Raw genomic sequence first — 26,231 nt, forward strand, 5'->3', positions numbered from 1 at the left:
GCGCCCGCCACCCGCCCGCGACAGCGGCGAGATCGCCATGGTTCGCAAGGATCCCGCCAGACGGCCCATCGCCCGCCGATTTCTCCTATTCGCCCCGGGTGAAGGTGCGCCGGTAGTCGGTCGGGGTGGTCCCGAGGATGCGGTGGAAGTGCAGCCGCAGATTCGACCCGGTACCGAGACCGACATCGGCGGCGATCTGCTCGACGCTCCGCTCCGAACGCTCCAGCAGCTCCCGGGCCACGTCGATCCGGGCACGCATGACCCACTGCATCGGCGTATACCCGGTGTCCTCGGCGAAGCGCCGCGAGAACGTGCGCGGCGAGACCCCCGCGTGGGCGGCAAGCGCTTCCAGGGTGAGGGGCTCGTCGAGCCGATGCAGGGCCCACTCGCGGGTTGCGGCGAACCGCTCGCCGAGCGGCTCGGGCACGCTGCGGGGCACGTACTGGGCTTGGCCGCCGCTGCGGTACGGGGCCGCGACCAGCCGCCGGGCCGCGTGGTTCGAGGCGGCCACGCCGAGGTCGCGCCGCAGGATGTGTAGGCACAGGTCGATGCCGGAGGCGGCGCCGGCCGACGTCAGCACGCTGCCCTCGTCGACGAACAGGACGTTCTCGTCGAGCCGGACGCGCGGATGTCTGGCGGTGAACGCCCGGGCGTAGTGCCAGTGCGTCGTGGCGCGCTTGCCGTCGAGCAGGCCGGTGGCGGCGAGCGCGAACGCGCCGGTCGAGATGGCGGCGAGCCGCGCGCCCCGCCCGTGGGCGGCGACCAGCGCGTCGAGCACGGCCTTCGGCGGGTCGTCGCGATCGGGAAAACGGTAGCCGGGGACGAAGACGATGTCGGCCCACGCCAGCGCCTCGAGCCCGTGGATCACGTGGTACGACAGCCCGTCGCCCCCGGTCACGAGCCCGGGCGCGGCACCGCACACCCGCACCTCGTACGGCATGCTGGCGCGGGTCGTGAACACCTGCGCGGGGATGCCGACATCAAGGGGCTTGGCGCCCTCGAGGACGAGAACGGCGACACGGTGGAGACGGGAGGGCGGCACGGGCACGAGGGTACGCGGCGCGAGGACGGGCGTCGGGAAAGGGGCCGCCGCTCCGCCTGCGGACGACGAATGTCCGGCCCCGACCCCGGGCGGGCCGCGGGGGATTCATGACGAGGCGTGGCGCCGCCACCCGGTCGTCCCCCGCCGCTCCCCGGCCTCGCCTCGTTCCGCGGTCGCGGCGCAGAAGTCCGGGCGGTGGACCACACGCCGGCCGCCCCACGGACGGGCTCCGCGCTGGCAGGGCCGCTCGCAGGCGGGGCAGCCAGGGGGGCGGTGAACCTGCGGCCGGCTCCGGCTCCGGCTCCGGCTCCGGCTCCGGCTCCGGCTCGGGCAGGTCCAGCAGTACGCGCTCGACGGCCAGGAGCACCCCAGCCGGAACACCAACCCCGGTCCGCCGTCCTCACCTGCACCGGGCCCGCGCCGCCGGGGCGCGACACCACGCCGCCCTTCCCCCGTCGGCACCACCACATCACCCCACTGCCCCGCGGGTCGGCCCGGGGCGCCGCGACCCGGCCGGGGAACCCGCGAGGTGGCCGCAGTGATCGCGTTTCCCCGCCGGCCCGGAGGCCTCCTGTGTCACCGGAGCCGTCTGTGCCGTCTGCGACGGGATGCTCCGCATGGGCCCCAAGGCCGGCTCTCACCTGACACGCACCGACTGGAGGCAGCCTTTAATCCTCCCTTCCTGAAAAGAGGGGTGGCGGGGCGACGCGGGCGGAGTTCTTGGCCCACGGTCGACTTGCAGCCGGCGGAGCGGCGAGCTGGAGGAGGTGGGCGGCCACTTGCCGCGCCTGGATGCGCTGGTGGCCTCCGGTTTGATCGCCGACTGGGGTCAGGAGGCCGCTTTCGGTCATTTCGCGCCGATGTGACGTGGAACTGTGCGTGCGCGGTTAGCGGGGGCAGGCGAAGGATGTCCACAGCCATGCGCCGCCTTCCGGCTCATCCGGCCGAACGATCGAACAGGCGGCGGTCTGTCCAAGGAGGTTCCACCATGCTGATCACCGTGACACGCACCGGAGGGTTCGCGGGCGGGGAGCTGACTGCTTCCCTGGAGACGGAATGCCGCGCCGATGGCGCCGAGTTGGAGCGGATGGCCGAGCGCGCGCTCAGCAGCGAGGGCTCCGCAGGTCGGGGTCCCGTGCCGGACGGCTTCAGCTACATCGTCCAGGTCGACGGCAAGCTGATGGAGTTGCAGGATCCGCACCTCACCGAAGACCAGCGGAAGCTGATCGAAGCCGTCCTGGCCGAAGCCGTCTGAGCGGCCCGCACGCCCGGCCGTGAATTCGGGGTGCCGGCCCGGCCAGGACCGGTACGGCACCGCCCCGGCCCCGGAAGAGGTGGAAGATGTTGTCGATCTCGTCGTCCACGACCAGCAACTTCCTTTCGCGTCGCTACGCGTAGCCCTGGCCGAGCTGGAGCATCGGGAACGACTGTGCGCTATTCCTCGGCTTGTGGCTGAGGCAGCCGCCCATTGCGCGGGTTGCTGGAGGAAACCTGCTCGCGCCGGCGCCGGCGGTGTCATCCTGTGGTCGCCCGCCGGCTCAACCCGGCGGAGGACGCCGAGCGCCCACCCCGAACGCGAAGATCGACAACGTCGGATCTCGCCGGGGAGGGCACACACGACCGCGCATGCCAGGGACACAGCAGCAACGGCAGCCGAGATGTCAATCGGCGCGCCGGCCGCAAACCCGTCGAGCCCGTTCCCCGCTGGGCGGGCCGGGTGGCCCATGCCATCCCGCTGTGTGTTGATGACGACGCCCGGCGTCCGTGGCCCTCGCCCTCTCGCGGAACCCGCCCGGGAACGAGCCCTGCATCACCTTCCGGACATCCCCGCCGAGCCCACAACGCTGCCAGGTCGGACGGACACCCGCACCTCTCCGCCCGGCGTGCGCCGGCCCAAGCCGCGTGTGGCCGTCGCGGCGGCGCACGCCGGGGCCGCGTTGGCGGGTCAGACTCGCCGGCGTCGCCGGACTCGCACCAGTCCCACAGGACTCGGCCGCATCAGCCGCAACTTGAGCCGACCACACCGCCACCTCCGTCGGCTCCTTTGGGCATCTGTCCGCCCAGATCGCCGCCCGCTTCTTCCCCACACCGAAGACAATGCTCAGAATCGGCTGACTAGTCGACCGGGGCCCGGCCGCTCGCCGGGTCCGGGCGCCGTCCCGATGGGCCGGCGTTTCCACGGGGCGGGCCGCGGAATGTTCCTACGGGGCGGGAGTCGCGGGTGCCCGCGGAGCAGGAGTCGGGGATTCGTGCGGGACCGGTCGGTGGCATGCGGCGCGGGTGTCGTCTTCCTCCGTGCGCGGCCAGTACCGTCCTTCGAGGGCCTCGGCGCTGCGGTTGAGCCGGACCAGGACGTCCTCCAGCTCCCGTATTTCCTCAGGGGACCAGTCGGCGACCACCCGGGCCAGGCAGGACCGGTTGACCTCACGGTCTTCGGCGAGCCGGCGCCCGCCTTCAACGGTGATGGACAGCTTGCGGGCCATGCCGCCGTCCGGGTCCGCGACGCGCTCGGCCAGTCCGCAGCGCAGCAGCGCGGCCGTCTGGCGGTTCACGGTCGAGGTGTCGAGCCCGAAGGCTTCCGCCAACTGTCCGATGGACATGGGGCCTTGTGTGTCGATCCGGCTGAGCAGTAGGTACGCCGACCGCTCCAGGCGTTCGGGGTCGCGCTCGCGCCGGGCAAGCACCTGGTGCCGCGAGAGCAGCATCAGCTCCCGCTCCAGTTTCTCCAGCACTGTGCCTCCCGCTCCTTCCGGCGTTCCATTGTCGCGGACCCGTGAACCCGGGGACCGGCGGCCCCTGCGCGGCTCCTGCGCGGCTCGGCATGGGGGCGGCGCCGCGCGACGGCCGGAGACTGCAATATGCATCATACATAGCATGTGTACTATGCACTTCTCGTTGTCACCCTGACGAGCCACAGCCTCAACCCGGAGGACCCGCATGACCGTCACCACGTCCACCGCCTCCCGCGCGGCCGAGATCCTGTCCCGGCCCGTCAAGCTGAACGGCCTGACCGTCCCCAACCGCATCGCGATGGCGCCGATGACGCGCATGTTCTCCCCCGGCGGCGTGCCCGGCGAGGACGTCCAGGGGTACTACGCCAGCCGGGCCGCCGCGGGCGTGGGCTTGATCGTCACCGAGGGCACCTACGTCGGTCACGACTCCGCCGGGCAGAGCGACCGGGTGCCGCGGTTCCACGGCGAGGACCAGCTGGCGGGGTGGGCGAAGGTCGCCGCGGCCGTGCACGAGGCGGGCGGCACGATCGTGCCTCAGCTGTGGCACATAGGCATGGTGCGCAAGCAGGGCGAGGCGCCCTATGCCGATGCCCCCGCCATCGGGCCGTCCGGCATCCGCGTCGACGGCACCGAGGGGACCGGCAAGGCGATGACCCGCGCTGACCTCGACGACGTGATCGGCGCGTTCGCTGACGCCGCCGCGGAGGCCGAGCGGATCGGCTTCGACGGCGTCGAGCTGCACGGCGCCCACGGCTACCTGCTCGACCAGTTCCTGTGGGAGCGGACCAACCGCCGCACCGACGCCTACGGCGGCAACGCGGTGGCCCGTACGAAGTTCGCCGCGGAGATCGTGGCCGCGGTCCGCGAGCGCGTCCCGGCCGACTTCCCGGTGATCTTCCGCTACTCGCAGTGGAAGCAGGAGGCCTACGACGCACGGCTCGCGCAGACCCCGGAAGAACTGGAGGCGATCCTCGCCCCGCTGGCGGCAGCGGGCGTCGACGCGTTCCACGCCTCCACCCGGCGCTACTGGCTCCCGGAGTTCGAGGGCTCGGACCTGAACCTGGCCGGCTGGACCAAGAAGCTCACCGGCCGGCCGACCATCACCGTCGGCTCGGTCGGCCTCGACGGCGATTTCATCCGAGCCTTCGTCGGTGAGGGTGCGGCGCTCGGCGACATCGACAACCTCCTGGACCGCATGGAACGCGACGAGTTCGACATGGTCGCCGTCGGTCGGGCGCTGCTCCAGGACCCGCAGTGGGCGGCGAAGGTCCTCGGCAACCGCTTCGACGAGCTGAAGCCGTACGACGCGGCGGCGCTCAGGTCGCTCAGCCGGTAGCCGGTAGCCGGTAGCCGGTAGTGCACGGGCAGGGGTCCATGGGGCTGGTGAGCCGACCAGATTCACTGACCCTGCCTCTTAGTCCACCGGTAGCCCGGTGCCCTGTACCCCCCGCATGCATGTTCGGTTAGGCTGGCCTTGCCTGGCGTGCGAGCGTGCAGGTTCGGGTTCAGCGCCGCAGGTGGCATCCATGGGGCGGAAACGGGCAGAGGCAGGGCGCAAGTGAGAGACGGTGATGCGGGCTCCTGCGCGTCGTGCGCCTGCTGGGGTGGGACGCCCATACAGGTGACGGGCATCCCGGGTTTCGGCCCGGCGACCGGGACGAGGCGTCGTGGATAAGATCGCGCTCACAGCCGTATCCCTGTACGTCATCGTCCTGCTCCGCGCCGGAGGGACGTTCGCCGTGGGGTGGCTCACCGGAGCCGGTGCCCGGCGCAGCAGGTTCGCCGGGCGAATCTCCGGGGCGAAGTTCCGGCGCGCCGAACGGGCGATCCAGCGGTGGGGCGCGCCGGTGGTGGCCGTCTCCTTCTTGACCGTCGGTTTCCAGACCGCCGCCAACTTCCTCGCGGGCACCATGCGCATGCCGCTGCCGCGCTACCTCCCCGCCCTGTTCGTGGGCGGAGCGGCGTGGGCACTGATCTACGCGACAGTGGGGCTCGGGGTATTCGAAGTGCTGGGAAGGCTCTTCGCCGAGCGGACGGCCTTCGGGGTGGCCGCCGTGGCCGTTCTCCTCCTCGCGGTGTGCGGGGTGGTGGTGTACCGCAGAAGGGCGGCCCTGTCCTCCGAGGACGCCACGCCCGAGGAAGCGTGAGCCCGGCCCGCAAGAGCGGGTGCCGCGGCGCGCGAGATGGACACGCAGCCTCAGCTCTCCTTGGACGGGAGCATCGCCTGTGCGGCGGGGGAGAGCGGGGGCCCGTGCCCCCCGCCGGTGCTCGGGAGTCAAGGCCAGGTCCACGAGGCTGCGGACCGGCGCGTCGGTGCACAGCAGAGCGTCACACGGTTCGAAGAGGGCGTCGCTTCCGCAGACCAGGCACGAGTACAGCTCCGGCCGGAACCCTGTCACCGTCGCGAAATCGTCTCGGTTCCCCCAACTGGCCGGGCAGTCCGGCTACAAGAAGCGCCTGCGGGCCGCGAACACGCTGATCAGCAGGTACATCCGCGCGCTCGCCCAGCACACCGACCGGGCGGACTGCCGGTCGCCTGGGCCCTGGCCAACCCGAAAGCGGACGAACGTGAAGTGCCGGCGGACATGCTCACGGGTGCCTCCAAACACCTCGACGCCTTCATGGCCGGCTACGGCTGAAGCTGTTGCGGCCCAGCTACCGCAACCGGCAGCCACGGCCGGGCAAGCACCGGCCGAGGCCGATCCGGCAGCTGATCGAGTCGGTCAACGAGACGCTCAAAGGCCGGCCGCACCTCGAACGCCACGGAGCCAGGACCCCAGCCGAAGTCCTGGCCCGCGTCGGGCAACGGATCCTGGCCCTGAACGCGGGGCGCATCGTTCCGGCAGCCCGGTGCCCGGAGGACTGGTGTGACTCATACGCGTTGGAGTGGCATCCGGGCGGCGACCTCGCTGCTCATGTCATCTCGTCGCGGATCACGTTGCGGTGTTCCTCATAGACGAGCCGCGCATCATCGCTCGGGAGCGCCTTGGTGGCGAGGCCGCAGGCACACGTCACCACGGTGAGACCGGACAGGGTACTTCGCGTGTACCCCTCTGGGCTGGTCCAGGCTTCACCGGCCGGGCTCTCGTACCGGAGGTGGTGGCGGTACTGGGGCTTGCCGGTATGGCCCTGCTCACAACCGGCGCCGGCCTGGTCAACGGTGACGTGGTGCTCGCTCATGGCTCCAGTGTGGCCGCCGGCGACCGATCCGCCAGGCAGACCCGCTGCGCTCGGGCGCTGCTGTCGGCGGCACGCGGGTACGGCTGCCAGTGGGGCCGCCGGCATAAGACCCGGGGACGTCAGCGGCGACGGGCACTCCGACATTCAAGCCGTCGCCGAGGACCGGGCGGCACGAACGCGTTCCTGGGCACACCGAGACCCTCATGGCGGTAGGGCGATGCGGCAAGGACACCGTTCAGAAGGTGGCGCGCGGTGATGGGGATGCCTGGCTAGTTGGGGTCTGCTCGCTGGAGGATGTGCTGTTCCCGGACATCGATGTGCGCCTGGAGGTGGTGGAGTTCACCGCGGAGGTCCTGATCGTGGTGGCCGCCGTGTGCGGCCGACCGCCCAGATGCCCAGGGTGCCGCGCCCGAGCCCTGAGGGTCCACTTTGCCTACCGGGCCACGTGCCGGCGCGGACGTTCGTCGAGCAGGTCGACGGGCCCTGATGTACGGCTGGGCCTCTCGTTCCGCCGGCGCCGGCGTGTGGCTGCCTGCGGCACGCCGTAGCTCGACGCCGCCAGCCCGCCACTGGGCGGGGACTGTCCAGTACGGGGTGGGTGTACAGGTGCCTGGAAGGTCCGCCGCGCTCGATGCTGCCCACCCCTGACACCATCCAAAGAGCCGGGCCGGCCGTGGCGTGACGTAGGGTGATCGGCGCAGCGGTACGCAGTACCGCCCGACGAAGAGCACCAGGCGACGGGACCCATCACGATGAAGCTCGGCGAAGCACTGGCGGAACGCGCGGAGGCGGCTCGCCGCGTCGAACAGCTGCGGGCCCGCATCGTGGCCAACGCCCGCCACCAAGAGGGCGAGACCCCCGCCGAGGATCCGGCAGCGCTGCTCGCCGAGGTCACCGAGACTCTTGACGCCCTGGAGTCCCTGATCCGGCGCATCAACCGCACCAACGCCGCCGTCGACATGGGTGCCGACGGCACCCTCACCGACGCCCTCGCCCGCCGCGACACCCTGCGCCTGCGCCACTCCGTGCTCACCTCGGCTGCCGACGCCGCCGCCGGCAGCGGGGAACGCGGCTACGGCCGCCAGCTGCGTTCGGAGCTGATGGTGCTCCCCGCGCTGCCCGTGGCCGAGCTGCGCGCCCGCGCCGACGACGCCGCCCGCGAGATCCGCGAGATCGACGTACGCATCCAGCGCACCAACTGGGAGGCCGACCTCCTGGATTGAGACCCGCGATGTGGAGCAGGTAGTCGCTCCGGAGGCGTGCACAACCGAGGGCCGGCGGTTACCGGCCCGGCTGGCGCGCGGAGAGCAGCGCATCGGGTTCGACTCCCGAGACGACAGTGCAGCTCAGCAGCGTGACGAGTCACAGCGCATCGCGCACATTTCATCACCACGTGCAGATCCGGTCGTGACGAGGGCGGGTTCGGGGCATCCGCATCGCAGGACGGCGTCGGGACCGGGATCTCTCGGTCCCGACGCCGTGTCGTCCAAGTCGGTGAGGGGCCGTCTGAAAGAGCGATTCGTCCCAGCAGGATGTTTGGAAACTCGGGCGAAAGACGCTGGTCCGGGGGTTTGTGCCGCGTGAGGTTCGTGCCGCGCATGCGCAGAGGAAGGCAGTTGCGCGCATGGCCGCCCGAAGGGCCAAGGAGGAGTGATGGAAATGTTCGCAGGGAGAGCAGCGCGGCTGGTGGTCAGCAACGACGGCTAGGAGCCGCTCGATCTGATGCTGGAGCCCTGGGGTGACGTCCATCGGATCTTGCCGAACGAAACATGCGTCGTTGTCACTCATTCCTCTGCGGGAGATGGTTCTTGGCCCGGGACGCAGCTTGGGGACGAGCCGTTCCAGTTTGACCATCGGCCGCAGTCGATCACGGTGTGGGCCAACGGCCACTGCTTCCACCTCAGCGACAGGAGGGGCGACGAAATCGCCCCGTACGTCTACGGGGGGTGCCCTGCCCAGAAACCGGCCGCCTGAAGGAGTGCTTGACCTGGTGGATCAGCGGAAGTGGTCGTGAGCCGGCCGAAGGTCCGTTCCACGACCCAACGCCGGGGTGCCGCCGACGTTGTCGGAGACGCCGGCCGCGGTGACGAGGACTGCCGATGGTGTCGACCCCGAGGTGATGCTTGCGCCCCGCGATCTTCTTGCCCGCATCAATGCCCTGGCCGAGCCGTGGAGAGGGAGCTGCATCAGCGGCGCCGCCTCTGGGATTCGGCTGGTCACCTCGTCGATGCGTTTGCGCAGGCAGGCGCGGTGCTGGTGGCAAGTCTTCCCCACGGCGACGGCGAGACTTTGGAGCAGGTTCCAGCGGTCGGCGACTTCCACGGCGCCGGGATGCTCGCGCAGCCAGGCGGCGAAAGTCTCGGAGGTACGGTCGGGCAGCACGTCCACGACCTGGCCGGCCGCCACGTCGACCAGGATGGTTCCGTAGGTGCGGCTCTTGCGGAAGGTGGAGGCGGGCGGGTCCGGGATGCGGGCGCGGGAGTTGGCCGGGCGGCTGGGCCTGGAGTCGGTGCCGGCGAAGGTCGAGGGGGTGCGGTCGAGGGTGAAGCGGCTGGTGGAGGGGGGGCTGGCTGGCCGAGGAGCGTCCCGGGGTGTTCACGCCGAGGCGGGCTGCCGGGTGACGTTTCGGCTCCGGTGGCGGGCGAGGCGGCGTCCCATGAGCATGGTCATCGACCACGGGACGGCGGCTTCGCTGCTTTCGGGCCGGGTCTCGTAGTCCCGGGCAAGGCGCCGCGAGCGCATCAGCCGGCTCAGCGTCCTCTCCACCACCCACCTGCGTGGAAGCACCACGAACCCGCTCATGTCGTCGGTGCGTTTGACGATCTGAAGGGTGAGCCGCCCTGGACGTCCCCTTGACCCACACTTCCTCTCGTACGAAAACCGGCTCCCATGGTGCAACGCGAGGGGAGAAGGCCGGATTCCGGGGTCAGGTGGACGTCCGGGGCGGTCAGACGAGGTGGATCGTGAAGCGCCTCACGCCCGGTCCGATCGGCTCGGAGTGGACCGAGCCACGAGCCTTTTCGTACTTCCCGGTGCCGCCGGTGATCGCGTTGTCGAAGGGCCCCTGGTCGAGGTAGTTGTAGTACATCCCCTGCACGGTGAGCTGGCCGTCCGGGAGGGTGTAGGTCGCGATGCACTGCTCCGCTTCATCGGCGCCGCCGCGGGTGGTGGTGCAGTCGACGTTGGTCTCGCCGATCTTGGTGTGCGCCGCGTCGTCGTAGAGGGAGAGGTCCGAGCGGGCGACGACCCGATCGCCCTGCGAGACGCTGCCGTCGACGACGGGGAAGCGGTGCAGCTCCTTCACCTCGGCCCGGAGTGTGATGATCTGGGCTTCGCCCTTGGCGTGGGCGGAACCCGTGTCCGTCGCGGCGGCGCCCGCGACGGGGGCACAGGCGAGGAGGGTGACCAGGGCGGTGGCCGTGCCGAGACAGGCGGCTCTGATGGGGCGCATCATGCGACTCCTGAGGTTGATGTTCGGGAATGACCGGATGGCGAACTTTCATCCGATTCCGTTCGATTCCCTTCATAACCCCGGCTCCGCCCCCGCACGGAGCATCCCGACACGACCCACCGGTACATCCAGCCGGTCGGCCCAAACCGGGAGCCTCCCGGATCAGGCGACGGAGCTCGGTACGAAGCCGAACGGCAGCTCCAGGCGGTGCCGGCCATCAGCTCCTCGTCGGCAAGGATCCCGGCCGTCGGCCCGTCGGCGGCGATGAAGCCCTCGCTGAGAATGACCGATCGCGAGCAGAGCTCCAGGGTACGACTGGTCGTGGGTGACCATCAGGACGGTGACGTCCAGGGCACGGAGGATGTCGGCGAGCTCGCGGCGGGAGGCCGGGTCCAGGTTGGAGGACGGCTCGTCGAGGACGAGGATCTCCGGCTCCATGGCGAGGACGGTCGCGACGGCGACCCGGCGGCGCTGCCCGAAGGAGAGGTGGTGCGGGGGCCGGTCGGTGAACTCCGTCATCCCGACCTTCTCCAGTGCGCGGAGCACGACGGCTTCGAGCTCGGCGCCCCGGACGCCGGCCGCGGCCGGGTCGAAGGCCACGTCCTCGCGGACGGTCGGCATGAACAGCTGGTCGTCGGGGTCCTGGAAGACGATGCCGACCTTCCGCCGGATCTCGGCCATGTGCTCGCCGACGGGCCATCGCCCGCTTGGAGCCGGCCGAGGCCCTGTCACGAGCTGCGCGGGAGGCCCTGCCTTCATGCCCGTGCCACCGGAAGACGACCCGACCGGGAACCCTCGTTCGACCACCAAGCGAACCTCTCGGTACGACAACGGCTACTTACCCCCACGGCGTGGTCGGCCGGCTGACCCGCGCCGACTGGGACAACGGCGGCTACGTCGGCGCCCCCGCCGGGCTTGCGGTCGGGCCGGACTACGTCGAGTACGGCACACGGAACTGGCAGACCGTCGCCGAGCTGACGACCGTCCGAGGCGGCGCGGTCCTGACCTCCACCCCGCCCCGCGCGCCCGGCCAGTGGTTCCTGATCCACGAGGGCACGGAGACCACGTCGTACGGCTCCTCCCCGGCCTTCGACGTGCCCTGATCCGCGCCTCCAGGGAGCGCTTGACTTGGAGAGCTGAGGGTTGGGCGTCGATCGTCGGGTTCGGTCGCCCAGGACGAGCAACCGAGTGCGTCCACCATGAGCAGGGCCAGGTCGACCTCGTTGGCCCAGCGAGCCACCACGCTCGCGCGAGCTGTCCACGCCATGGCTGGCATGATCGCAGGGTGAGATATTTTCGCCTGTTCGTATTCCGGGGATCAGTGCAGCTGTACTGCCGGGGTTGTTGCTGATGGCTTGGTGGTTTCGTCGGCGGTCGGAGCCGGACGTCGAACTGGCCGAGCTGACGGTTGCGGCGGAGCTGGGTGACGATGTGGCGATGGGGAACCTGGCGGCGGGCCTGCATTCGAAGGGTGACCGGGACGGCGCGCTGCACTGGTGGGGCCGGGCATGGGCAGCGGGAAACGTCGTTGCCGGCTTCAACCTGGGAATGCTGCACGCGGTGGCTGGTGATGCGAATCGCGCGCAGGTGATCTGGGAGAAGGCCGCGGCGCTGGGCGATCCGGATGCCATGCTGGGCCTGGTCAAGCAGGCGCTCGAGCGTGGCGATGCGGCCGGCATCGAACGCTGGGCGCCGCTGATCCTCGCGCAGGACGAAGCCTTCCCGATCACCGCGCTGGGCGTAGCCTTCCGGGACTGCGGTGACCTGGAGCGGGCCGTGCAGGTGTTCCTGCGCGCCGAGGAGCTGGGCGACGGGTACGCAATGGAATACCGGGCGCGGTTCCTGGCCGGCAGGGGCCGGCACGAGGAGGCCGACGCGCTGCGCGCACGGGCGGCGATGGCCGAGCGGATGCTCTGAGGTGGGGCGCGACGAGCGGGATTTGGTTCCCCGACCTGGTGGCCGCCGAGGAGCAGTTGCCGCACGGCCTGGCTCGACTACCAGGAGCTGTTGACACGCCCGTACGAGAAGCGGCGCGCCCGCCTGGAGGCCCTGTTCACCGCCCACGCCCTGACGGCCCGGTCCTGGGCGCATCGCGCTCAAGCGGCAGTACGCCCCGGTAAACCGGCACTGCGTGGTGGGCGGCGCCGGTGCACTGCTTCGGGGCCCGAGGTTGCTCGCTGCCTCTCAGGTCGGCCAGTTGACCTGCCCGCTTTTGACCTGAAGTACATCCGGAATCTCGGCTTCATAGAACCTGAGGGATCCGATTCCGACTGCGCCATCCCCGAGTTGGTGCGTTTCGTGAGCCCTTGTGGCCAGCCAGCAGAGCAGCTCGCCGACCCTCTCGAACTCGTCGGGGTGGATCTCCTGGCGGGACGTCAGCGACCACCCCGTCCACGGCGGGTCCGAGCGAGTGGCCAGTGCCGAGCAGAGCACACCACCCACCCGCCATGCCGCGCCCCGCCCGGCAAGCAGTGGATAGGGATCGTCCTCGATCACCAGGATCCCCGAGTCGGCCTCCACTACGACCGGGAACTCGGCGACGATGGACAGGCGCTCCGGTTGGGGCCCGATTCCCAGATGCCAGCTCAGCTCGGCGAGCTCCTGCTCGGTGATCTCGTCCCTCAGGTCGACGGCAATCATCAGCTCATAGATGTCACTCACGCAGTGAACCCTACGGCCCGCCCCTGACAAGGCGAGCGGCGCCGGCAGGCTCGTCTGGGTTTGGAGGCGAGACGAGAACGACAGTCGTTTGGTCACGACTTCGGGGTCGCCTTGGCGCCCCCGCCGTGATCGATATCGATGAATTCGGGTTCTGGCTCACGTTTTGTGGGCCGGACAGACTGGCCCTGCTCGCCAAGGTGGGCCAGATCGCGTGTATGGGGCGGGCGGCGGTGGTCAACTGGCGCCGCCGCCACTCCGACTTCCCTGCCCCGGCCGGTGGGACTGACGCGCAGCCGGAGTTCGAGCGGCCCGCAGTCGTCGTCCGGCTGCTCGCGAACGAAAGGATCGAGGTTCCCGCCGGGGCGGTGGCGGCCTCGCTGCTGGTGCGTTGTGCTGGGGGCGGTGCGCGACGGTTCCGGCTCGATGCCCCGTGGCTGGGCCTCGCCGACGATGTCGAGGGCCAGGACGAGCTGTCGGGCTGGTCCACCGACGGGGACGCCGACGCTCTGGCCGCCCTGGCGGCCGGGGAGTTCGGTGCCTCGGTGACCCGGCCGACCGCGCCCGGCACGGGCCCGCTCACGACCCGCCCGTCCTCGTATGCGGGACCCAGTGGCGGACCACCCCGCCCGCCGGCCTTTGTGAGGTGAGCACGCTGGGACGGTCCTCCGCGGTCGTGCCGCTTGAATTGGTGCGCCGAGCGACGGGGACGCTGTCGGCCAGGTCCTGGAGTGGCATGTCGGCGGCGGACTCCGCTGCGCGGCCCTGGCCCCGGCCGGGCCGGGGTCATGCCCGGATTTCGTTGAGGAGCATGCGCAGGGTGAGGCTGTGCTTTTCGGGTGGCAGGGCATCCATCGCGGCGGTGGCGAGGGCGACACCTCCGCCCGGCCCCCGGAGCGGGCCGGCCTCAATCCCCGGTGCGTTTCGAGGTGGGTGGCGAAGCGGGGCAGGCTGGCGGGGAGGTGGGCCAGGCGTGCTGAACCCGCCCGAGCCAGGCCAGACACCTCTGTGTAGGGAGAGCTGGTGGGCGGGGTGGGTTGCCGTGCTGAATGCCGGTGGCCGTTTCCGGGCCCACTGCCACTGACGCTGGCCACCGGCGTGCACGACACTGCGCCGCCGCGCGACAGCACGTCTCACGTTCCCGAGGGCCGCGGCTGCTCCGGTGGCACCGAGCTTTCGGCAGCCGCCATCCACTGGTCCAGATCGGCCTGGGTGAACTCTGTCCACGGTGGGATTTCGGGGAGCTGGCGGAGGAGGTCGTAGGCCTCGGGGATCTGGGGGCCACGGAGGACCGGGCAGTGGCAGCCGGCGATGACCTCGGCGTTCAGGTGCTGGAAGTCGGTGACGACCGTCCCGAACTTTTGGGCGTCCAGCAGGGCGACCCAGGGGGAGACCAGCCTTCCCCCGAAGAACTGGCCGTCGCGGAATTCGTCCGGCGACAGCGCTGCCGTTTCGGGCACGGGGGTCGGCACGTTCGTGGCGAAGGTGTCGACGGCCCACAGGACGTTGGTCTTCGGGTCGAAGAGAGCGCGGGTTGTGGGGTTGTCGTACAGGGGTGGTCGTTTGGCGACCAGGGTGCGGTCGCCCGCGTCGATCGTGTCGCCGTCGGTCATGAAGCGGCACCGGTTGATGGGGGTCTCCCACTCCTCGGCCATGCGGCCGATGGAGAACCATGTCGTCAGCAGGGTCGCGTTCGGGCAGTCGGCGAGGACCGCCAGGAGGTTGCCGGCGTGGTCGCGGTCGTCGTGGGTGAGGAAGATCCACCGAACGTCCAGAGGATCCACGACGGACCATGCTGCCTCCAGCCACTGGGAGCGCACTGCGGGAGCCCCGGTGTCCACGAGGATCGGTTCGGCTCCCCGGATCACCATCGAGTTCATCGGGAAGTGGCCGACGGGCGGGGCCTCAAGGGCCCACGGGATGACGAACGTTTCCTCGGCGATCTTGTACGGCTGCAGAAGGTTGAACGTTTCCATGGTTGTCATCGCTGCTCTCCTTAGGGCGGAGTCGCGGCAGCGTCCATGAATCCAGTGCAGCCCCGTGTCGGGCTGTCGTCAAACGTAGAACCCGTGGCGGTCGGATTCGGTGAGTGACGAGGGGTGAGCGGTCGGCGATGACAGGCTTCGTCGGCCATCGGCTGAGCAGCCCGACCCCGGTCGGCCCCGCCGACGGCCCTCCTCCACGCGTCCGGGCGCGAGGGCCGACGGACAAGGATCACACCATGGCAGAAGAGAAGGCCCAGCCCACCAGTCGGTCGGCCCCATTCGAGGCTGCCGACGGAAAGGGGAGGCAGTGGACGCGCGAGTCAGCGCTGCACGAGGTTGGCAGCGACGGAAAGATCGACGCGGACGAGCGTAAGAACGGCGATATTACCTAGTGGCGGGCCTCCGCTTCGTGGGAGCGACCACGCGCTGGGGCACAAGACATCACCGTCATCGCTGGTTTGTCGGGCCATTTCCCACCAGTAGGTGGTGACCGACGGGAGGCAGTGAGTCACAACACGTGTGACATGAGCTGTCACCGCCTGCACGGGTGTTGAGCTGCAAAAGCCTGTGCGTTCCGTCTTCTCGCACCACGCCACCGCACCCAGAGAACCCCCTTTGCCACGAGTGTCGCGCCCGGTGTCCGGTGTCCGGTGCTGCATGATCTGGTGTCAGCGGCGGCTGTTACGGTCCGGCCATGACACGCCCCGACCACGTACTCACTGTCCTGCGCCGGAATCCCGATCTGGCGAGGCTGGCTGCGGGATCCTTCAATTTTGATCTTGACCGGGCCGAGCACGTGGAAGAAGTCCGTCTGGCGAGCGGAGCGCCGCTGAGGGCCGTGGCGGGCGACGACACTGGCGGAACCTATTTCATATGTGCCGACGGGGCTGTGCTGTACGCGAGCTCCGAGGTCGAAGCCGGCCTCATCGGCGCCGGCATGGACGAGGCTCTGGAGATTCTCTTCGGCCTGCCGGGCTGGCATGACTACACCGATCTCGACCTCGCAGCCGGTGACGAGGCGCTGGAGGCGGTGTTCAACCGAACCGAAGACGAGATTCGGAACGCCTACGGCCCTGAGCTGGACGCCGATCGCAGCACGCTGCTCCGCGGGCTTGGCCTGCGCCGGCTCCCCAGGCGGGAACTGCTGCGCAGGCTCCAGGAATCCCTTCTGCGGACCGAGCCGGAGTTTCTCCTGGTGAACGCGGATGAAGGCTGCGCGTACGCGTTGCTGGACCGTCTTCGGCGTCCGCCGCTCTGGCAGGTGGTTCTCGCTCCCGGCCGAAATGATCTGGCCCGGATGCGGGCGGACCGCAACGCCTGGGACGCGATTGCGTGCGATCCGGTACGGCGGGCCACCGTCCTGCGCGCAGCCCAGTACGACCGGCAGCCGGGGGACCTGCAACTTCTGCGCATACTCCTGCAGCAGGAAGTTCACCTCGGCCCCACCGAAGAAGTCCGCCTCGCCGCGGTGCTGGTCGCCCTGCACGGTGAGACGGAGGACCACACGCTGCTGCGGTCCCTGCGGGAGTCCGACCCCGATTTCCACTTCCTGCTCGGCGGTTTCCCCGATTCCGCACGAGCCCTCACCCAGTGGGCGGCCGACTTCGACGAGTCGAACTACGGCCGGGATCCCCACGACGAATACGAGCTCACCTGGACGGCGCTGGCCCGCCGCCAAGGGCAGACCGAACTGGCCCGCGCCGCGCTCATACGCATCCTCGACGACACAGGCCCGCGTGATGGGGCCCTGCTCGGGTCTCTCGCCAACGAGCTCAAAATCCTCGGGGACCTCGGGCAGGCGATCCGGGCACGCCGCCTGCACGCGTCCCTGCAGGACGACGCCGACAAGCGCGGCTCGGCCCTGGTCGACCTCGCCTCCTTGCAACGCCTCCACGGCGAGGTAGAGGCAGCCTGGCAGTCTCTTCAATGGGCGGTCACGCTACTTGACGGCCCGCCGCCGCTGCCGCCTACTGATCAGCCGGCGCTCGATCTTGATCTACCGAAACCGTCATGTCAGTCCTTCACTTGGCGGGAGCTCGGCCTGGGGGTGAGGGTCACCGAGGAATACTTCCTCATCACACAGGCGGCCGTGCCGCTCGGTCTTCACGAGGTGGCCCAGGCAGCACTGAAGTCGGGGACGGCCATGCTCGACGGTCTTTCTCACCCCACCGAGAATCTGCGCCAGGCTGCAGAGGTTGCGCAGATGCTCGCAGCACCCCGGTGAGGCGGAGGCCCTTTGACAATGCCCTCTACTACGGGCGTCGGCCGGTGGGCAGCGCCATGAGGGAGCCCTGGTGCTGATGACCGGTCCCGCGACCACGCCTCGTCCGGAGTGCGGTTCACGCCGTCTCGGGGCCGAGCGGCTGCGGGTGGGCCAGAACCTTGATGAGCTCCCTCTCAGCGCAGTTGCTCGGCGAGTCCGACGATGATGCCCTCCGGGCCGCGGAGGTAGCAGAGCAGGTAGCTGTCCTCGAACCGGGCGATCTCGCCGACGAGTTCGGCGCCGTGCGGGCGCAGGCGGGCAACGGTGTCCTCGATGTCGTCGACCGCGAACATGACGCGGTGCGTGCCCAGAACGTTGTGCGGCCGATTGCGCGGCCCGGCGCTGATCACCGCGGGGCTGTGGTACTTCGCCAGCTCGAGCCGGCTGTGACCGTCCGGGGTCCGGACCATCGCGATGTCACAGCGGACGCCGTCGAGTCCGGTGCACTGGTCGGCGAATTGGCCCTCGATCTCCGCCCTGCCCTCCAACTCCATACCGAGTTCCACGAAGAACGCGATGGCGGCATCCATGTCCTCGACGACGATGCCGACGTTGTCCATCCGCTGAATCGCCATGCGGGCTTCTCCTTCTTCCTCGTGCGGCCGGTGGTGGCCGCTGATGTCCCTGGGCCGGAGCCGGTGACACGTTCTCGACATGCGCAGACCGCCGAACTCCGAGGATCTGGATCGTGCCTCAACACTGCTACAGCAGACCAGTGAGCCACGCGCTACCACGGAGGGTGAGTGCGGCGCAGATGGCCGCTCCCCTGAAGACGATCAGCCGCAGCGTGCCGTACCCGCTTTTCCATGCTTCCTCGAAGAATCGCAGCGTGCGCGCTTGAGCGTCGCGCGAGGCTCGTAGACGACGTGGTCGTCGGGCTGTCCTCGGCGAGACCGAGGAGCGCCTGGCGCTCGTTCTCATGGATGGCCAGGCCCCAGCGCGGCGTCGTGCCGACTCAGGTAGAGGCGTAGGTGCAGTGGTAGGAGCCGTCGGAGGGCAGCCACTCGGCCGGGTCCGTGTCGGCCTCGGACTGTTGGAGGCTGCGAAAACCGCGATCAGCATGTCCCGGGTTGGCTTGATCGTTTGCGTATGCCTCCCGCCGCGCCGTCGACCATGGAACCTGCTCAGCCGGCGGGGAGCGTCGTTCGAAGCGTGCGATATTCACGGGCAAGGGACGCCGCACCACCACCGGCGAAGTTGTTGTGCCCAGCCCCGTCGTGAGCGTCCCTGGGCGAGGAGGCCAAACCCTTGCAGGGGGCCTGTTGAACCGGTCCGTGGCCCCCGCATCGAGGTCGGCCGCCGTCCGCTGTCCGTCCATGACGAGCCGACCGCACCCGTCCCTTCACCACCCGTCCGAGCACGAGGGGAACGTCTTCAGCGAGCTGGTCTCCACCCGTATCCGCAACATGGCCTGCAAGCTCGGCCTGCCCCACCCGGCCGAAACGATCAATGAGTACACCCGCCGGGCCGACGAGGCCAAGATGTGCCACCTCGACTTCCTCGGCCTGGTGCTTTCCGAGGAACTCGCCGTCCGTGACGACCGCCGCTTCCGCCAGGGCCTGCGACTCTCCCGGCTGCCGGACCGTAAGGCCCTCGACGAGTGCGACTTCTCCTTCCAGCCCGAGCTCGACCTGCGCAAGGTCAAGGGCCTCGCCACCCTCTTGTTCGTCGAAGCCCAAGGGCCTTTCCCGAGTACTTTCCGGACGCGTCCGTCGAGGGTTCGGCCGGCGCGCTGCGCCCGGTTCGCCGGTGTCCGGGGTTGTGGTTTCTGAGCGGCCGCTTCAGAAGGTGAAGGCCCGCCCGAGCTTTCCCATGTCCTACGGATGATTTTGATCTCTTCCAAGGCATGGTCAGCGCGGCCCCTACGTGGGGCGGCACGTCCCTGTCTGTGGTGATCGCTCCGGTTGATGAGGGGGATGCCGTGGCCGTTGAGGTCGTTGACCACGTCGGACCAGTCCAGGGCGGGCTTGTCCCCACACGGTGGCGGCCGCGCTCGGCGGGGCACAACCTAGCGGTTCGGGTAGTAGGCCGGGAAGCACACGGCGCCGTCCGCGCCGCAGATCTCCGTGTTCGGAATCTGGCCCCAGTGCTTCTCATAGGAGATCAGGCCCAGCTTGCGTCCCGAAGCGAACGTCATGACCGCGTCGTGGATCGGGCCCGCCGCCTCTGGCGCCGCCCCCTTGTAGTCGTACGGGCCGTGCTCGCCCTCAACGATGGCAAGGAAGACGACCAGGCCAGACTGCTCGCCGGGCTTCTCCTGGTACGGCTCGCCCGTCGTCACCTTCAGGACGCCCTCGCGCGGCCAGGTCTCCGGCAGGGACCCGCACTCGATCTTGGCCAGCCCCTCGCGAACAATCGCGGAGCAGTATGTACGGTCGTCCTTCATCCACAGGAGCTCACCGGCGTCCGGCGCATCCCGCCGGATCACCGCTACGAACTCGTCAGACGGCATCTCGTGGGACGGCATCGACTTCATGCTCTTGCGGACCGACGCCAGCATCGGTCCGTCGGCGACCGTGGGCCGCGCCGCCCCGACCGGGACTGCGGGCCCCGACGAGGACGCCGGTTTGGGCGGCGAGGGCGACGCAGTGGGTGAGGCCTGCGCCTGCTGTGACTGCGGCGGCGCGGATCCCGACGACGGAGCCGTCGTGCACGACGTCACGGCCAGCAGTGCCAGTCCGTACCCCGCTCCGTGCGCGACGAGCTTGCGCCCGTGCCTGTTGAGCCCCATCCGCCCCACTCCCGTGGTCGAACCCCGCGCCCCTCGAACGGGGCGAACCGCCGAAGCGTAACGCCGATGACACACCTGTCATGGACGGATCGGGAACAGGTACGGGTACTGAACTTGCCGTTCAACCTGCGGCCTGGGGGGTGGTCTGCTCTCCGGCAGGGATGAAGATGGCCACGTAGTCTTCGAACCCCTCGCGGAGACCCCATTCCTCGCGGGCCATTGCGGCTTCGTATCGGGACCGGGAGTTCTCTCGGCCCCTGGCGTAGACGTGAACGGTGTAGATCGTCGCTGCGTTGAGTGTCAGGGTTGGGGCATACCCCTGGCTACCCGGAAGCCAGCCCACCGCCGGCACGGCAGGGCCGGTGGTGGGGCCGGAGATTCCCATCCGGCCTCTGTATACCGGCCGGTACGGCCAGGAACCGAGCGATTGCCATTGTTCCGTCTGCTGCACGGGCTCGGCCTCGGCGACCATGAGAGTGACCCAGGCAGCGTGTTCCTGGACGCAACTGATGATGGTGAGCTTGCCGGGTGTGACGATCACAGGCTCGTCGGAATGAAAGTCCGGCAGATCATCGACACTCTCGAACCCCTCCTCGACGTGCTCGTCAATGTAGAAGTGCGAGTACGCGACACCGACGACACCGCTGACCATGTCCATCTCCGGACCCTACGCGCCGATCGAACAAGCTGAGCGGCGAGTCTCCAAGCCGTGATGCGTCGTGGCTTGGTTCCCTGCTTGTCATGGCCGGCGTGGCAGTAAGGTTCGGCGGATTTCAGCCTGGCCCGTCGCCGCCTTGACGTCCAACCACCCCAACCACACCAGCGGCGGCATGAACATCGCTGTTCGGTGACGATCTCGGGGAGGTGCGGACGGTGGCCGATTCGCTGACCCTGGGGCCTGTCTGGCGCCTAGCCTGAGCCGAGGCTCTCGTCGCGCCGTGCGACACCGTCTGAACCAGGGGCTACGGAATGCGGTCTTCGCCTCACCTGGGTAGAGGTCGGCGATCCGCCGCATCGTCAGCCCCGGTAGATAGGCGACTGGGCAGCCCATGTCTCTTGCGACCGCCGGCGGTAGGGCGCCGATCGAGGCCGGCTGATCGACCACAGCGAGTACGGTGCCGTGCTGGGCCCGGAGCTTCGCGAACAGCTCGCTCAGCTTGGGCTCGGTTTTGGGCAGGCGCTCGTCGAACGCCTTCTTCCCGGCTGGGGTGACGGACGAGTTGCGTGGTGTTCGCCCTTGCCGACGTCCAGGCCGAGGACGACGTCGATATCGCCGGTGTTCAAGCCCCTCATCAGCGGTCCGTCGAGGCCCCCGGACCAGGGGACACCACCCCCGGATCATCAACAGCGAGGGGGAAGTCATGCCGTACGCGAAGGCCGGAGGCCCATTGTGGAGCCGACGAAACGGTCACGGGGGGCGAGCTCGCGGCCGCGGGTGGACAAGTGGAACGCGAAGCCTCGCCCTGCTGGGCGGGGCTTCGCTCTCTCCGGATGCGTCCGGATCTGTTCGGGCGGACGCTGGAAGGCCTACCGGGAGGTGCGTCGTGACGGACTCAATGAGCTGGTGGCCCTGCCGGGCGTGCAGCAGCCAGGACTCGAAGCAGGTGGAGTGGAGTGAGTTCTCCACGGAGGACGGCGTGACGTCGGCTCGCATGCAGTGCAGAGCGTGTGGTACGGACCGCCGCGAGGTCGTCAGCCACCTCTGGGAGCCGGGGGCGGGCGAGGGATCCCGCTGAGCGCAGATGCGAACGCGCGTCCGACCTGCCGCTTGACCTGCCACGCCTCCAGACCCTGGCGACCTCCCTCCACCCGGAGCTCGCCCGAGTGGAGGACGAGCATGGGCAGGCCCAGCGGCGCCACGAGCCGGAGCCGTCCGGCGCCGTCGCGTGGGGCGCGGGTGCGGCCAGGGTCACCGTGGTCCGCGGCACGGCGACGATGGCGGCCAGGGCGAGGGCCCGGCCGCGAGCGCGGCCCAGATGCCCAGCCGCGCCATACGCGGAACACGGGAGACCGGCCGTCCGGCCGGGACGCTATCGGGTTGGTGTGTCCGCAGGGACCGGGCAGCCGGCGGCGTGGGGGAGGAGCGGGGGGCGTGGTGACGCCTTCCGTGGGGGGCTGCGCCGTAAACCGCATCAAGAAGATCAAAAGGCAGCTCTACGGGCGAGCCGGGTTCGCACTCCTACGCAAGATGATCCTGCTCCAGTAACGCTCCGCTACCACTCCTCAGAACCGAGTATCGAGAGCGCCGGGGTGAGAGGCGTGTGTCAGACGGCTTGGGTCTGCCGGTCATCGGTCCGACCAGTGTCCGACGGGGCGGTGGGGACAAGTGCGGCACTCGAAGACGTAGACGTTGATGCCGCAGGTGTCCAGAAGGGTGGGGTTGAACGCCTCGGATTTCCATAGCCAGCGGGTCTCGGTGTTCTCGGCCGGCCGGTCTTCCTCGGGAAGCCAGGTGCGCCAGGACTCACTGTCGAATTCCCCCTCGGCCACGGTCAGAAGGTGCTCCATCCGGCCCCCGCACGTTTCGCAGTCCGGCCAGCAGGGCTCCTGGCTCCAGCCCGGGTAGCCGCCCAGCTTGATTCCCGGTGCGTCGGCAAGATGCGACGAGTACCGCAGCCCGGTTTCTGCCAGCAGTGCCTCGACACGGTCCTCGAGTGCGTCGCGGAGATGCCGGGGGCGGTCATTCCTCGGGTACTCGGTCACCTGCTCGGGGTGAACGACGCAGGGTGCCGGGTACCAGCCGTCGGGAAGCCCGGCCGCCGACGGTGCAGGTGTCGCCCCCACATCTCCGATGGCAAGGGAGTCTCGCCAGTGCACCTGGGGCAGCGGGTGACAGTAGGTGCCGTGCGCGTAAGGACACCACAGGACCTGGAGGAGGTCGGTGCCCTCTGGGAAGGGCAGGCTGGGTACGTCGGCGCGGTGGATCTGCACGATGGGGGCCATGGGTGCGGCAGGTTCGAGGCGGCTCGTGGTGTCCGTGTCGTAGTGCTCGGCTTCGCACACCGGCCATGGTTCGTCGGCGGGCCACAGCAGAGGGCCACCGACAGAGCTGTCCCGGCACGTCGGAGAACCGGGGCGCGGGTGCAGGCGGACGGACTCACGGCGGAAGGGAAGCAGCTCGGGGAAGAGGCTCTCCACGTCGACCGGGCGGTCGGGTGTGTGACGGGACATGTGCCGAACTCTAGAACCGGGGTACGACACCAGCCTCACCGGCCTCGCCGTGCTCTGGATCAGGGCACTGGATCCCCCAAAGAGAGCCAGCTCTATGGTCGAGCCGGATTCGAACTGCTCCGCAAGGTGATCCTGCTTCTGTAACGCTCCGCGACGACTTCCCAAGATCTGTGCCAGAACCGACTTACGACGTCGTTTCGACGTGAGATTGGGAGTCGGCGCTTGCGCGAATAGGTGATGTTGGCGAGGACGGGAGGCAGCTGCCGCAGATGTTTCCCTGGGCGTATCCGTTACTGCCCGGTGAGGCGGTCGGTGGTGTGAACAGTGCCTGGACGGTTTCGGTGGCCAGGTCTCGTAGCCAGGTGTGGGCGCTGTCGTTGTCGTAGCGCTGGTGCCACAGCAGGTACAGGGGGACGTCGGGCAGCGGGAGTGGCGGCGGCAGTGTGGCCAGGCCGAGTTGTTCCCGGGCCGTGCGGGTGACCGCGTCGGGGAGGGTGACCACCAGGTCGGTGTCGAGGGCGAGTTGCAGGGCGAAGGCGGCGGTGGGCCCGGCGGCGACGACGCGTCGTTCGAGGCCGCGTGTGGTCAGGGCGTCGTCGATCGGGTCGCGCAGGTTTCCGCGCCGCGAGACGGTGAGGTGTTCGGCGGCTGCGTAGCGCTCGAGGCTCAGCGGGCCTTCGGTGAGCGGGTGGCCTGGGCGGACGGCGACGATCAGCCGGTCCCTGCCGACGAGGCGGTGGCGGATGTCGGGGAGCGTCGGAGCGCTGGAGCTTGATTCGAGGTCGACCTCCCCCCGGCGCAGCTCGGCGTCGTCCGACCCGGGTTCGGCGGACAGGCGCAGCCGGACGCCGGGGGCCTGATGGTGGACGGCCGTGGTCAAGGCGGTGCCGCAGGCTGCGGTCAGGGCGTCGTGCCAGCGCACGGTGAACACCCGGTCCAGAGCCGCCAGGTCGAGTTCCTGCTGCGCGGAGAGAAGCTGGTGGGCCTGCTGCACGAGGGCGTGGACCTGGGCGCGCATGGCCAGCGCGCGGGGGGTGGGGACCATGCTGCGGCCGGTGCGGACCAGGATCTGGTCACCGGTGGCCTTTCGGATGCGGCCCAGGGAGCGGCTCATCGCCGGTGAGGTGACGTGGAGGCGTGCCGCGGCGCCGGCGACACTGCCCTCTTCCAGCAGGGCGTCCAGGGCGGTGAGCAGGTTCAGATCCAGTTGCATGAGAGTAACTCTACAAGTGACAAGCATGCACTTGTTGTTAATCGTCAGGCGGCCTACTTTCGAAGTGCGGGGACGAGACAACCGCCCCGCTTCTACCGATCCCCAGGGAGCCCACCATGAGCACAGCCATGCCTTTCGTCGCCGACGCGACTCTCCTTTCCGACGTGACCGCTGCGGTGAAGGCCGCCGGCGTCACCCTGCGCGACCGCTACACCTCGCACGCCCGGGGCGTGAGTCTGGACGAGGTCGTCGGCGAGATCCACGCCAACGACGACGCGGTGCTCGACGTGCTGCGGGAACCGCTGCTGCGGGCCCGGCAAGGGGCGCAGTGGGCCGAGGACGAGCTGGCCGGCGGCGCGCTCCCGCCCGGGGAGTGGTGGGTCGTCGACCCCGCCGAGGGCAACATCAACCACGTCCACGGCATGGAGGACTGGGCCGTCACCGCCACCCTGGTCCGCGACAACCGGCCGGTACTCACCGTCGTCCACCTGCCGCTGACCGGCGACACCTACACGGCCGTCGCCGGCGGCGGTGCCCGACTCAACGACCGACCCCTGAAGGTGTCCGCCAAGACCGACCTGGGCGCCGCGCTCATCGGCACCGGTCAGGCCAAGCCCGGCGAGGACGAGCGCACCTTCCGGCGGATCGGTGACTCCGTCACCGCCATGCTCATCAACGGCCTGGTCGTGCGCGTGTCCGTTCCCGCCACGATGCAGCTCATCCACGTCGCCGCCGGACGCATGGACGCGTTCTGGCAGTTCTCCGACGTCCGCTCCGGTCTGGTCGCCGGCGCCCTGCTGGTCTCCGAAGCCGGAGGCACCGTCACCGACCTGACGGGCGCCCCCTGGAACACCGGCAGCCGTGACTTCCTGGCCGCCGCCCCCGGCATCCACGGCGCCGCCCTCAAGGTCCTCTCGCCGATCGCCTGACCGGACCGGACCGGACGTCTCCGCTCTTCCCCACCCCCATACCGCAAGGAGCATCACCGCATGACCAACATCGGCATCCTGGGCGCCGGCCGCGTCGGCACCAACCTCGCCGGCAAGCTCTCCGCAGCCGGACACCACGTCACCATCGGTGGCCGCAGCCCCGAAGACCCCGCCGCCCCCACCATTGGGTTCGCCCCGCGGATGGCCTTCGCCGACCAGCGCACCACCGCCCACACCACCGACATCGTGATCAACGCGACCCCCGGCGACAGCTCCCTGGAGCGCCTCATCGACCTGCGCACCGAGCTCTCCGGAAAGATCCTCATCGATGTCTCCAACGCAACCCGCGACGCCGCTGACGGCTTGCCCGGCGACCTGTGCTATCCCGGCAGCAGCCTCGCCGAGAAGCTCCAGGCCGCGCTCCCCGACACCCGTGTGGTCAAGACCCTCAACACCATGCTTTTCATGGTCATGACCGCTCCCGAAACCCTGGCCACCCCACCGACCGCCTATCTCTCGGGCGACGACGAACAGGCGAAGAAGACCGTCTCCGGCCTGCTCGGCGACCTGGGCTGGCAGCCCGAACGGATCGAGGACCTCGGCGACATCACCACAGCCCGTGCCACCGAGGCCATGATCCTGGTCGTCCCCCACATCCTGCGCCGGCACGGCTTCAAGCCCTTCGCCGTCTCCCTCGCCCGCTGACCCACCAAGATCCGGTCACGCCCCAAGCTGCGCCGGATCCGACGCACGGCAGCACCGAGTCCGAACAGGGATGGACCCCATCTGATGCAGGGCTGCCCGTACCCACCTCCTCACACGCGGAACACGATCGAGAGGCGGAAGAAGGGGTGGCTGCCACCGGACTGCGGACTG

The 26,231-nt window shown here is 69.6% G+C and carries 24 protein-coding genes and 3 pseudogenes; 12 read left to right on the forward strand and 15 right to left on the reverse strand.

Translation table 11 applies throughout. The features are described 5' to 3' along the window. Nucleotides 1-85 precede the first annotated feature (85 nt). Nucleotides 86-1,042: a GlxA family transcriptional regulator gene (locus ACFV9H_RS09760; protein WP_385395752.1), complete on the reverse strand. Its 957-nt coding sequence runs from the start codon at nt 1,040-1,042 to the stop codon at nt 86-88. A gap of 988 nt (nt 1,043-2,030) precedes the next feature. On the opposite strand from ACFV9H_RS09760, the gene ACFV9H_RS09765 reads away from it, so the two are divergent. Beyond that, nucleotides 2,031-2,297 carry a protealysin inhibitor emfourin gene (locus tag ACFV9H_RS09765; RefSeq protein WP_385395755.1) on the forward strand — a complete coding sequence of 89 codons (267 nt, stop codon included), beginning with the start codon at nt 2,031-2,033 and terminating at the stop codon, nt 2,295-2,297. Nucleotides 2,298-3,243: 946 nt separating this feature from the next. Here ACFV9H_RS09765 and ACFV9H_RS09770 read toward each other — a convergent pair. Beyond that, nucleotides 3,244-3,747, reverse strand: coding sequence for a MarR family winged helix-turn-helix transcriptional regulator (locus ACFV9H_RS09770; protein WP_385395954.1), 504 nt, complete (start codon nt 3,745-3,747; stop codon nt 3,244-3,246). Between the two features lie 232 nt (nt 3,748-3,979). Here ACFV9H_RS09770 and ACFV9H_RS09775 point away from each other — a divergent pair, with 232 nt between their 5' ends. Then, nucleotides 3,980-5,110: an NADH:flavin oxidoreductase gene (locus ACFV9H_RS09775; RefSeq protein ID WP_385395757.1), complete on the forward strand. Its 1,131-nt coding sequence runs from the start codon at nt 3,980-3,982 to the stop codon at nt 5,108-5,110. A gap of 331 nt (nt 5,111-5,441) precedes the next feature. Then, entirely contained in the window at nt 5,442-5,921 is a 480-nt protein-coding gene (locus ACFV9H_RS09780) for a DedA family protein (RefSeq protein ID WP_385395760.1), read from the forward strand. Between the two features lie 766 nt (nt 5,922-6,687). Here ACFV9H_RS09780 and ACFV9H_RS09785 read toward each other — a convergent pair. After that, a complete protein-coding gene (locus tag ACFV9H_RS09785) occupies nt 6,688-6,954 on the reverse strand; it encodes a hypothetical protein (protein WP_385395763.1) in 267 nt (88 codons plus the stop codon). Between the two features lie 752 nt (nt 6,955-7,706). Here ACFV9H_RS09785 and ACFV9H_RS09790 point away from each other — a divergent pair. Continuing rightward, the gene (locus ACFV9H_RS09790; protein ID WP_385395765.1) at nt 7,707-8,177 is read left to right on the forward strand and encodes a DIP1984 family protein; all 471 of its coding nucleotides are present in this window, start codon (nt 7,707-7,709) and stop codon (nt 8,175-8,177) included. Between the two features lie 772 nt (nt 8,178-8,949). Here the strand turns inward: ACFV9H_RS09790 and ACFV9H_RS09795 are convergent. The 4 genes and pseudogenes from ACFV9H_RS09795 to ACFV9H_RS09810 form a co-directional block, all read right to left on the reverse strand. Beyond that, nucleotides 8,950-9,360, reverse strand: coding sequence for a hypothetical protein (locus tag ACFV9H_RS09795; protein ID WP_385395768.1), 411 nt, complete (start codon nt 9,358-9,360; stop codon nt 8,950-8,952). A gap of 189 nt (nt 9,361-9,549) precedes the next feature. Further along, nucleotides 9,550-9,852, reverse strand: a complete 303-nt coding sequence (locus ACFV9H_RS09800) for a transposase (RefSeq protein WP_385395770.1) — start codon at nt 9,850-9,852, stop codon at nt 9,550-9,552. A gap of 49 nt (nt 9,853-9,901) precedes the next feature. Continuing rightward, on the reverse strand, nt 9,902-10,408 hold the full coding sequence (locus tag ACFV9H_RS09805; RefSeq protein WP_385395773.1) for a hypothetical protein: 507 nt from the start codon (nt 10,406-10,408) through the stop codon (nt 9,902-9,904). A 159-nt stretch (nt 10,409-10,567) separates the two neighbouring features. Then, nucleotides 10,568-11,092: pseudogene (locus ACFV9H_RS09810) on the reverse strand (energy-coupling factor ABC transporter ATP-binding protein); the annotation flags it as partial. A 164-nt stretch (nt 11,093-11,256) separates the two neighbouring features. Here ACFV9H_RS09810 and ACFV9H_RS09815 point away from each other — a divergent pair. Together ACFV9H_RS09815 and ACFV9H_RS09820 are read left to right on the forward strand one after the other, a co-directional pair. Then, the gene (locus ACFV9H_RS09815) at nt 11,257-11,508 is read left to right on the forward strand and encodes a hypothetical protein (RefSeq protein ID WP_385395776.1); all 252 of its coding nucleotides are present in this window, start codon (nt 11,257-11,259) and stop codon (nt 11,506-11,508) included. Between the two features lie 238 nt (nt 11,509-11,746). Further along, nucleotides 11,747-12,322 (forward strand): hypothetical protein, encoded by a 576-nt coding sequence (locus ACFV9H_RS09820; protein ID WP_385395778.1) that lies wholly within the window; start codon nt 11,747-11,749, stop codon nt 12,320-12,322. Nucleotides 12,323-12,589: 267 nt separating this feature from the next. Here ACFV9H_RS09820 and ACFV9H_RS09825 read toward each other — a convergent pair whose 3' ends face one another. Beyond that, nucleotides 12,590-13,066: a hypothetical protein gene (locus tag ACFV9H_RS09825; RefSeq protein ID WP_385395780.1), complete on the reverse strand. Its 477-nt coding sequence runs from the start codon at nt 13,064-13,066 to the stop codon at nt 12,590-12,592. Between the two features lie 125 nt (nt 13,067-13,191). Here ACFV9H_RS09825 and ACFV9H_RS09830 point away from each other — a divergent pair, with 125 nt between their 5' ends. Next, entirely contained in the window at nt 13,192-13,713 is a 522-nt protein-coding gene (locus ACFV9H_RS09830; protein ID WP_385395783.1) for a hypothetical protein, read from the forward strand. 483 nt (nt 13,714-14,196) lie between these two features. Here the strand turns inward: ACFV9H_RS09830 and ACFV9H_RS09835 are convergent, their stop codons facing one another. Continuing rightward, the gene (locus ACFV9H_RS09835) at nt 14,197-15,048 is read right to left on the reverse strand and encodes an MBL fold metallo-hydrolase (protein ID WP_385395785.1); all 852 of its coding nucleotides are present in this window, start codon (nt 15,046-15,048) and stop codon (nt 14,197-14,199) included. Between the two features lie 236 nt (nt 15,049-15,284). On the opposite strand from ACFV9H_RS09835, the gene ACFV9H_RS09840 reads away from it, so the two are divergent. Beyond that, entirely contained in the window at nt 15,285-15,440 is a 156-nt protein-coding gene (locus ACFV9H_RS09840) for a hypothetical protein (RefSeq protein ID WP_385395787.1), read from the forward strand. A gap of 302 nt (nt 15,441-15,742) precedes the next feature. After that, nucleotides 15,743-17,272 carry a hypothetical protein gene (locus tag ACFV9H_RS09845; protein ID WP_385395790.1) on the forward strand — a complete coding sequence of 510 codons (1,530 nt, stop codon included), beginning with the start codon at nt 15,743-15,745 and terminating at the stop codon, nt 17,270-17,272. A gap of 173 nt (nt 17,273-17,445) precedes the next feature. On the opposite strand, the gene ACFV9H_RS09850 is transcribed toward ACFV9H_RS09845, so the two are convergent. Next, nucleotides 17,446-17,886 (reverse strand): VOC family protein, encoded by a 441-nt coding sequence (locus ACFV9H_RS09850; RefSeq protein WP_385395792.1) that lies wholly within the window; start codon nt 17,884-17,886, stop codon nt 17,446-17,448. Nucleotides 17,887-18,627: 741 nt separating this feature from the next. Between ACFV9H_RS09850 and ACFV9H_RS09855 the strand changes: the two are divergent. Continuing rightward, nucleotides 18,628-18,990, forward strand: a pseudogene (locus tag ACFV9H_RS09855) (ATP-binding protein); the annotation flags it as partial. Between the two features lie 329 nt (nt 18,991-19,319). On the opposite strand, the gene ACFV9H_RS09860 reads toward ACFV9H_RS09855, so the two are convergent. The 5 genes and pseudogenes from ACFV9H_RS09860 to ACFV9H_RS09880 all read right to left on the reverse strand — a co-directional run bounded on the left by ACFV9H_RS09860 (nt 19,320) and on the right by ACFV9H_RS09880 (nt 24,426). Continuing rightward, nucleotides 19,320-20,042: a hypothetical protein gene (locus tag ACFV9H_RS09860; protein ID WP_385395794.1), complete on the reverse strand. Its 723-nt coding sequence runs from the start codon at nt 20,040-20,042 to the stop codon at nt 19,320-19,322. A gap of 121 nt (nt 20,043-20,163) precedes the next feature. Then, the gene (locus ACFV9H_RS09865; protein ID WP_385395796.1) at nt 20,164-20,700 is read right to left on the reverse strand and encodes a hypothetical protein; all 537 of its coding nucleotides are present in this window, start codon (nt 20,698-20,700) and stop codon (nt 20,164-20,166) included. A gap of 315 nt (nt 20,701-21,015) precedes the next feature. Next, nucleotides 21,016-21,335: pseudogene (locus ACFV9H_RS09870) on the reverse strand (IS110 family transposase); the annotation flags it as partial. A gap of 993 nt (nt 21,336-22,328) precedes the next feature. Further along, on the reverse strand, nt 22,329-23,213 hold the full coding sequence (locus ACFV9H_RS09875) for a DUF1963 domain-containing protein (protein WP_385395799.1): 885 nt from the start codon (nt 23,211-23,213) through the stop codon (nt 22,329-22,331). A gap of 184 nt (nt 23,214-23,397) precedes the next feature. Next, nucleotides 23,398-24,426, reverse strand: coding sequence for a LysR substrate-binding domain-containing protein (locus tag ACFV9H_RS09880; RefSeq protein WP_385395801.1), 1,029 nt, complete (start codon nt 24,424-24,426; stop codon nt 23,398-23,400). Nucleotides 24,427-24,542: 116 nt separating this feature from the next. On the opposite strand from ACFV9H_RS09880, the gene ACFV9H_RS09885 reads away from it, so the two are divergent. Then, nucleotides 24,543-25,355: an inositol monophosphatase family protein gene (locus tag ACFV9H_RS09885; protein ID WP_385395804.1), complete on the forward strand. Its 813-nt coding sequence runs from the start codon at nt 24,543-24,545 to the stop codon at nt 25,353-25,355. Nucleotides 25,356-25,415: 60 nt separating this feature from the next. Continuing rightward, the gene (locus tag ACFV9H_RS09890) at nt 25,416-26,060 is read left to right on the forward strand and encodes an NADPH-dependent F420 reductase (RefSeq protein ID WP_385395806.1); all 645 of its coding nucleotides are present in this window, start codon (nt 25,416-25,418) and stop codon (nt 26,058-26,060) included. Nucleotides 26,061-26,231 lie beyond the last annotated feature (171 nt).

Origin of the sequence: Streptomyces sp. NPDC059874 (assembly GCF_042731135.1) — a bacterium.
Lineage (GTDB): Bacteria > Actinomycetota > Actinomycetes > Streptomycetales > Streptomycetaceae > Streptomyces.

Excerpts from the sequence above, each read along its gene's own strand:
- ACFV9H_RS09845 (WP_385395790.1), top strand. The coding sequence starts at position 15,743 with ATGACACGCCCCGACCACGTACTCACTGTCCTGCGCCGGAATCCCGAT.
- ACFV9H_RS09835 (WP_385395785.1), bottom strand. The coding sequence starts at position 15,048 with ATGACAACCATGGAAACGTTCAACCTTCTGCAGCCGTACAAGATCGCC.
- ACFV9H_RS09765 (WP_385395755.1), top strand. The coding sequence starts at position 2,031 with ATGCTGATCACCGTGACACGCACCGGAGGGTTCGCGGGCGGGGAGCTG.
- ACFV9H_RS09840 (WP_385395787.1), top strand. The coding sequence starts at position 15,285 with ATGGCAGAAGAGAAGGCCCAGCCCACCAGTCGGTCGGCCCCATTCGAG.
- ACFV9H_RS09805 (WP_385395773.1), bottom strand. The coding sequence starts at position 10,408 with ATGATGCGCCCCATCAGAGCCGCCTGTCTCGGCACGGCCACCGCCCTG.
- ACFV9H_RS09790 (WP_385395765.1), top strand. The coding sequence starts at position 7,707 with ATGAAGCTCGGCGAAGCACTGGCGGAACGCGCGGAGGCGGCTCGCCGC.
- ACFV9H_RS09770 (WP_385395954.1), bottom strand. The coding sequence starts at position 3,747 with ATGCTGCTCTCGCGGCACCAGGTGCTTGCCCGGCGCGAGCGCGACCCC.
- ACFV9H_RS09775 (WP_385395757.1), top strand. The coding sequence starts at position 3,980 with ATGACCGTCACCACGTCCACCGCCTCCCGCGCGGCCGAGATCCTGTCC.
- ACFV9H_RS09885 (WP_385395804.1), top strand. The coding sequence starts at position 24,543 with ATGAGCACAGCCATGCCTTTCGTCGCCGACGCGACTCTCCTTTCCGAC.
- ACFV9H_RS09880 (WP_385395801.1), bottom strand. The coding sequence starts at position 24,426 with ATGCAACTGGATCTGAACCTGCTCACCGCCCTGGACGCCCTGCTGGAA.
- ACFV9H_RS09890 (WP_385395806.1), top strand. The coding sequence starts at position 25,416 with ATGACCAACATCGGCATCCTGGGCGCCGGCCGCGTCGGCACCAACCTC.
- ACFV9H_RS09850 (WP_385395792.1), bottom strand. The coding sequence starts at position 17,886 with ATGGCGATTCAGCGGATGGACAACGTCGGCATCGTCGTCGAGGACATG.
- ACFV9H_RS09860 (WP_385395794.1), bottom strand. The coding sequence starts at position 20,042 with ATGGGGCTCAACAGGCACGGGCGCAAGCTCGTCGCGCACGGAGCGGGG.
- ACFV9H_RS09865 (WP_385395796.1), bottom strand. The coding sequence starts at position 20,700 with ATGGACATGGTCAGCGGTGTCGTCGGTGTCGCGTACTCGCACTTCTAC.
- ACFV9H_RS09785 (WP_385395763.1), bottom strand. The coding sequence starts at position 6,954 with ATGAGCGAGCACCACGTCACCGTTGACCAGGCCGGCGCCGGTTGTGAG.
- ACFV9H_RS09875 (WP_385395799.1), bottom strand. The coding sequence starts at position 23,213 with ATGTCCCGTCACACACCCGACCGCCCGGTCGACGTGGAGAGCCTCTTC.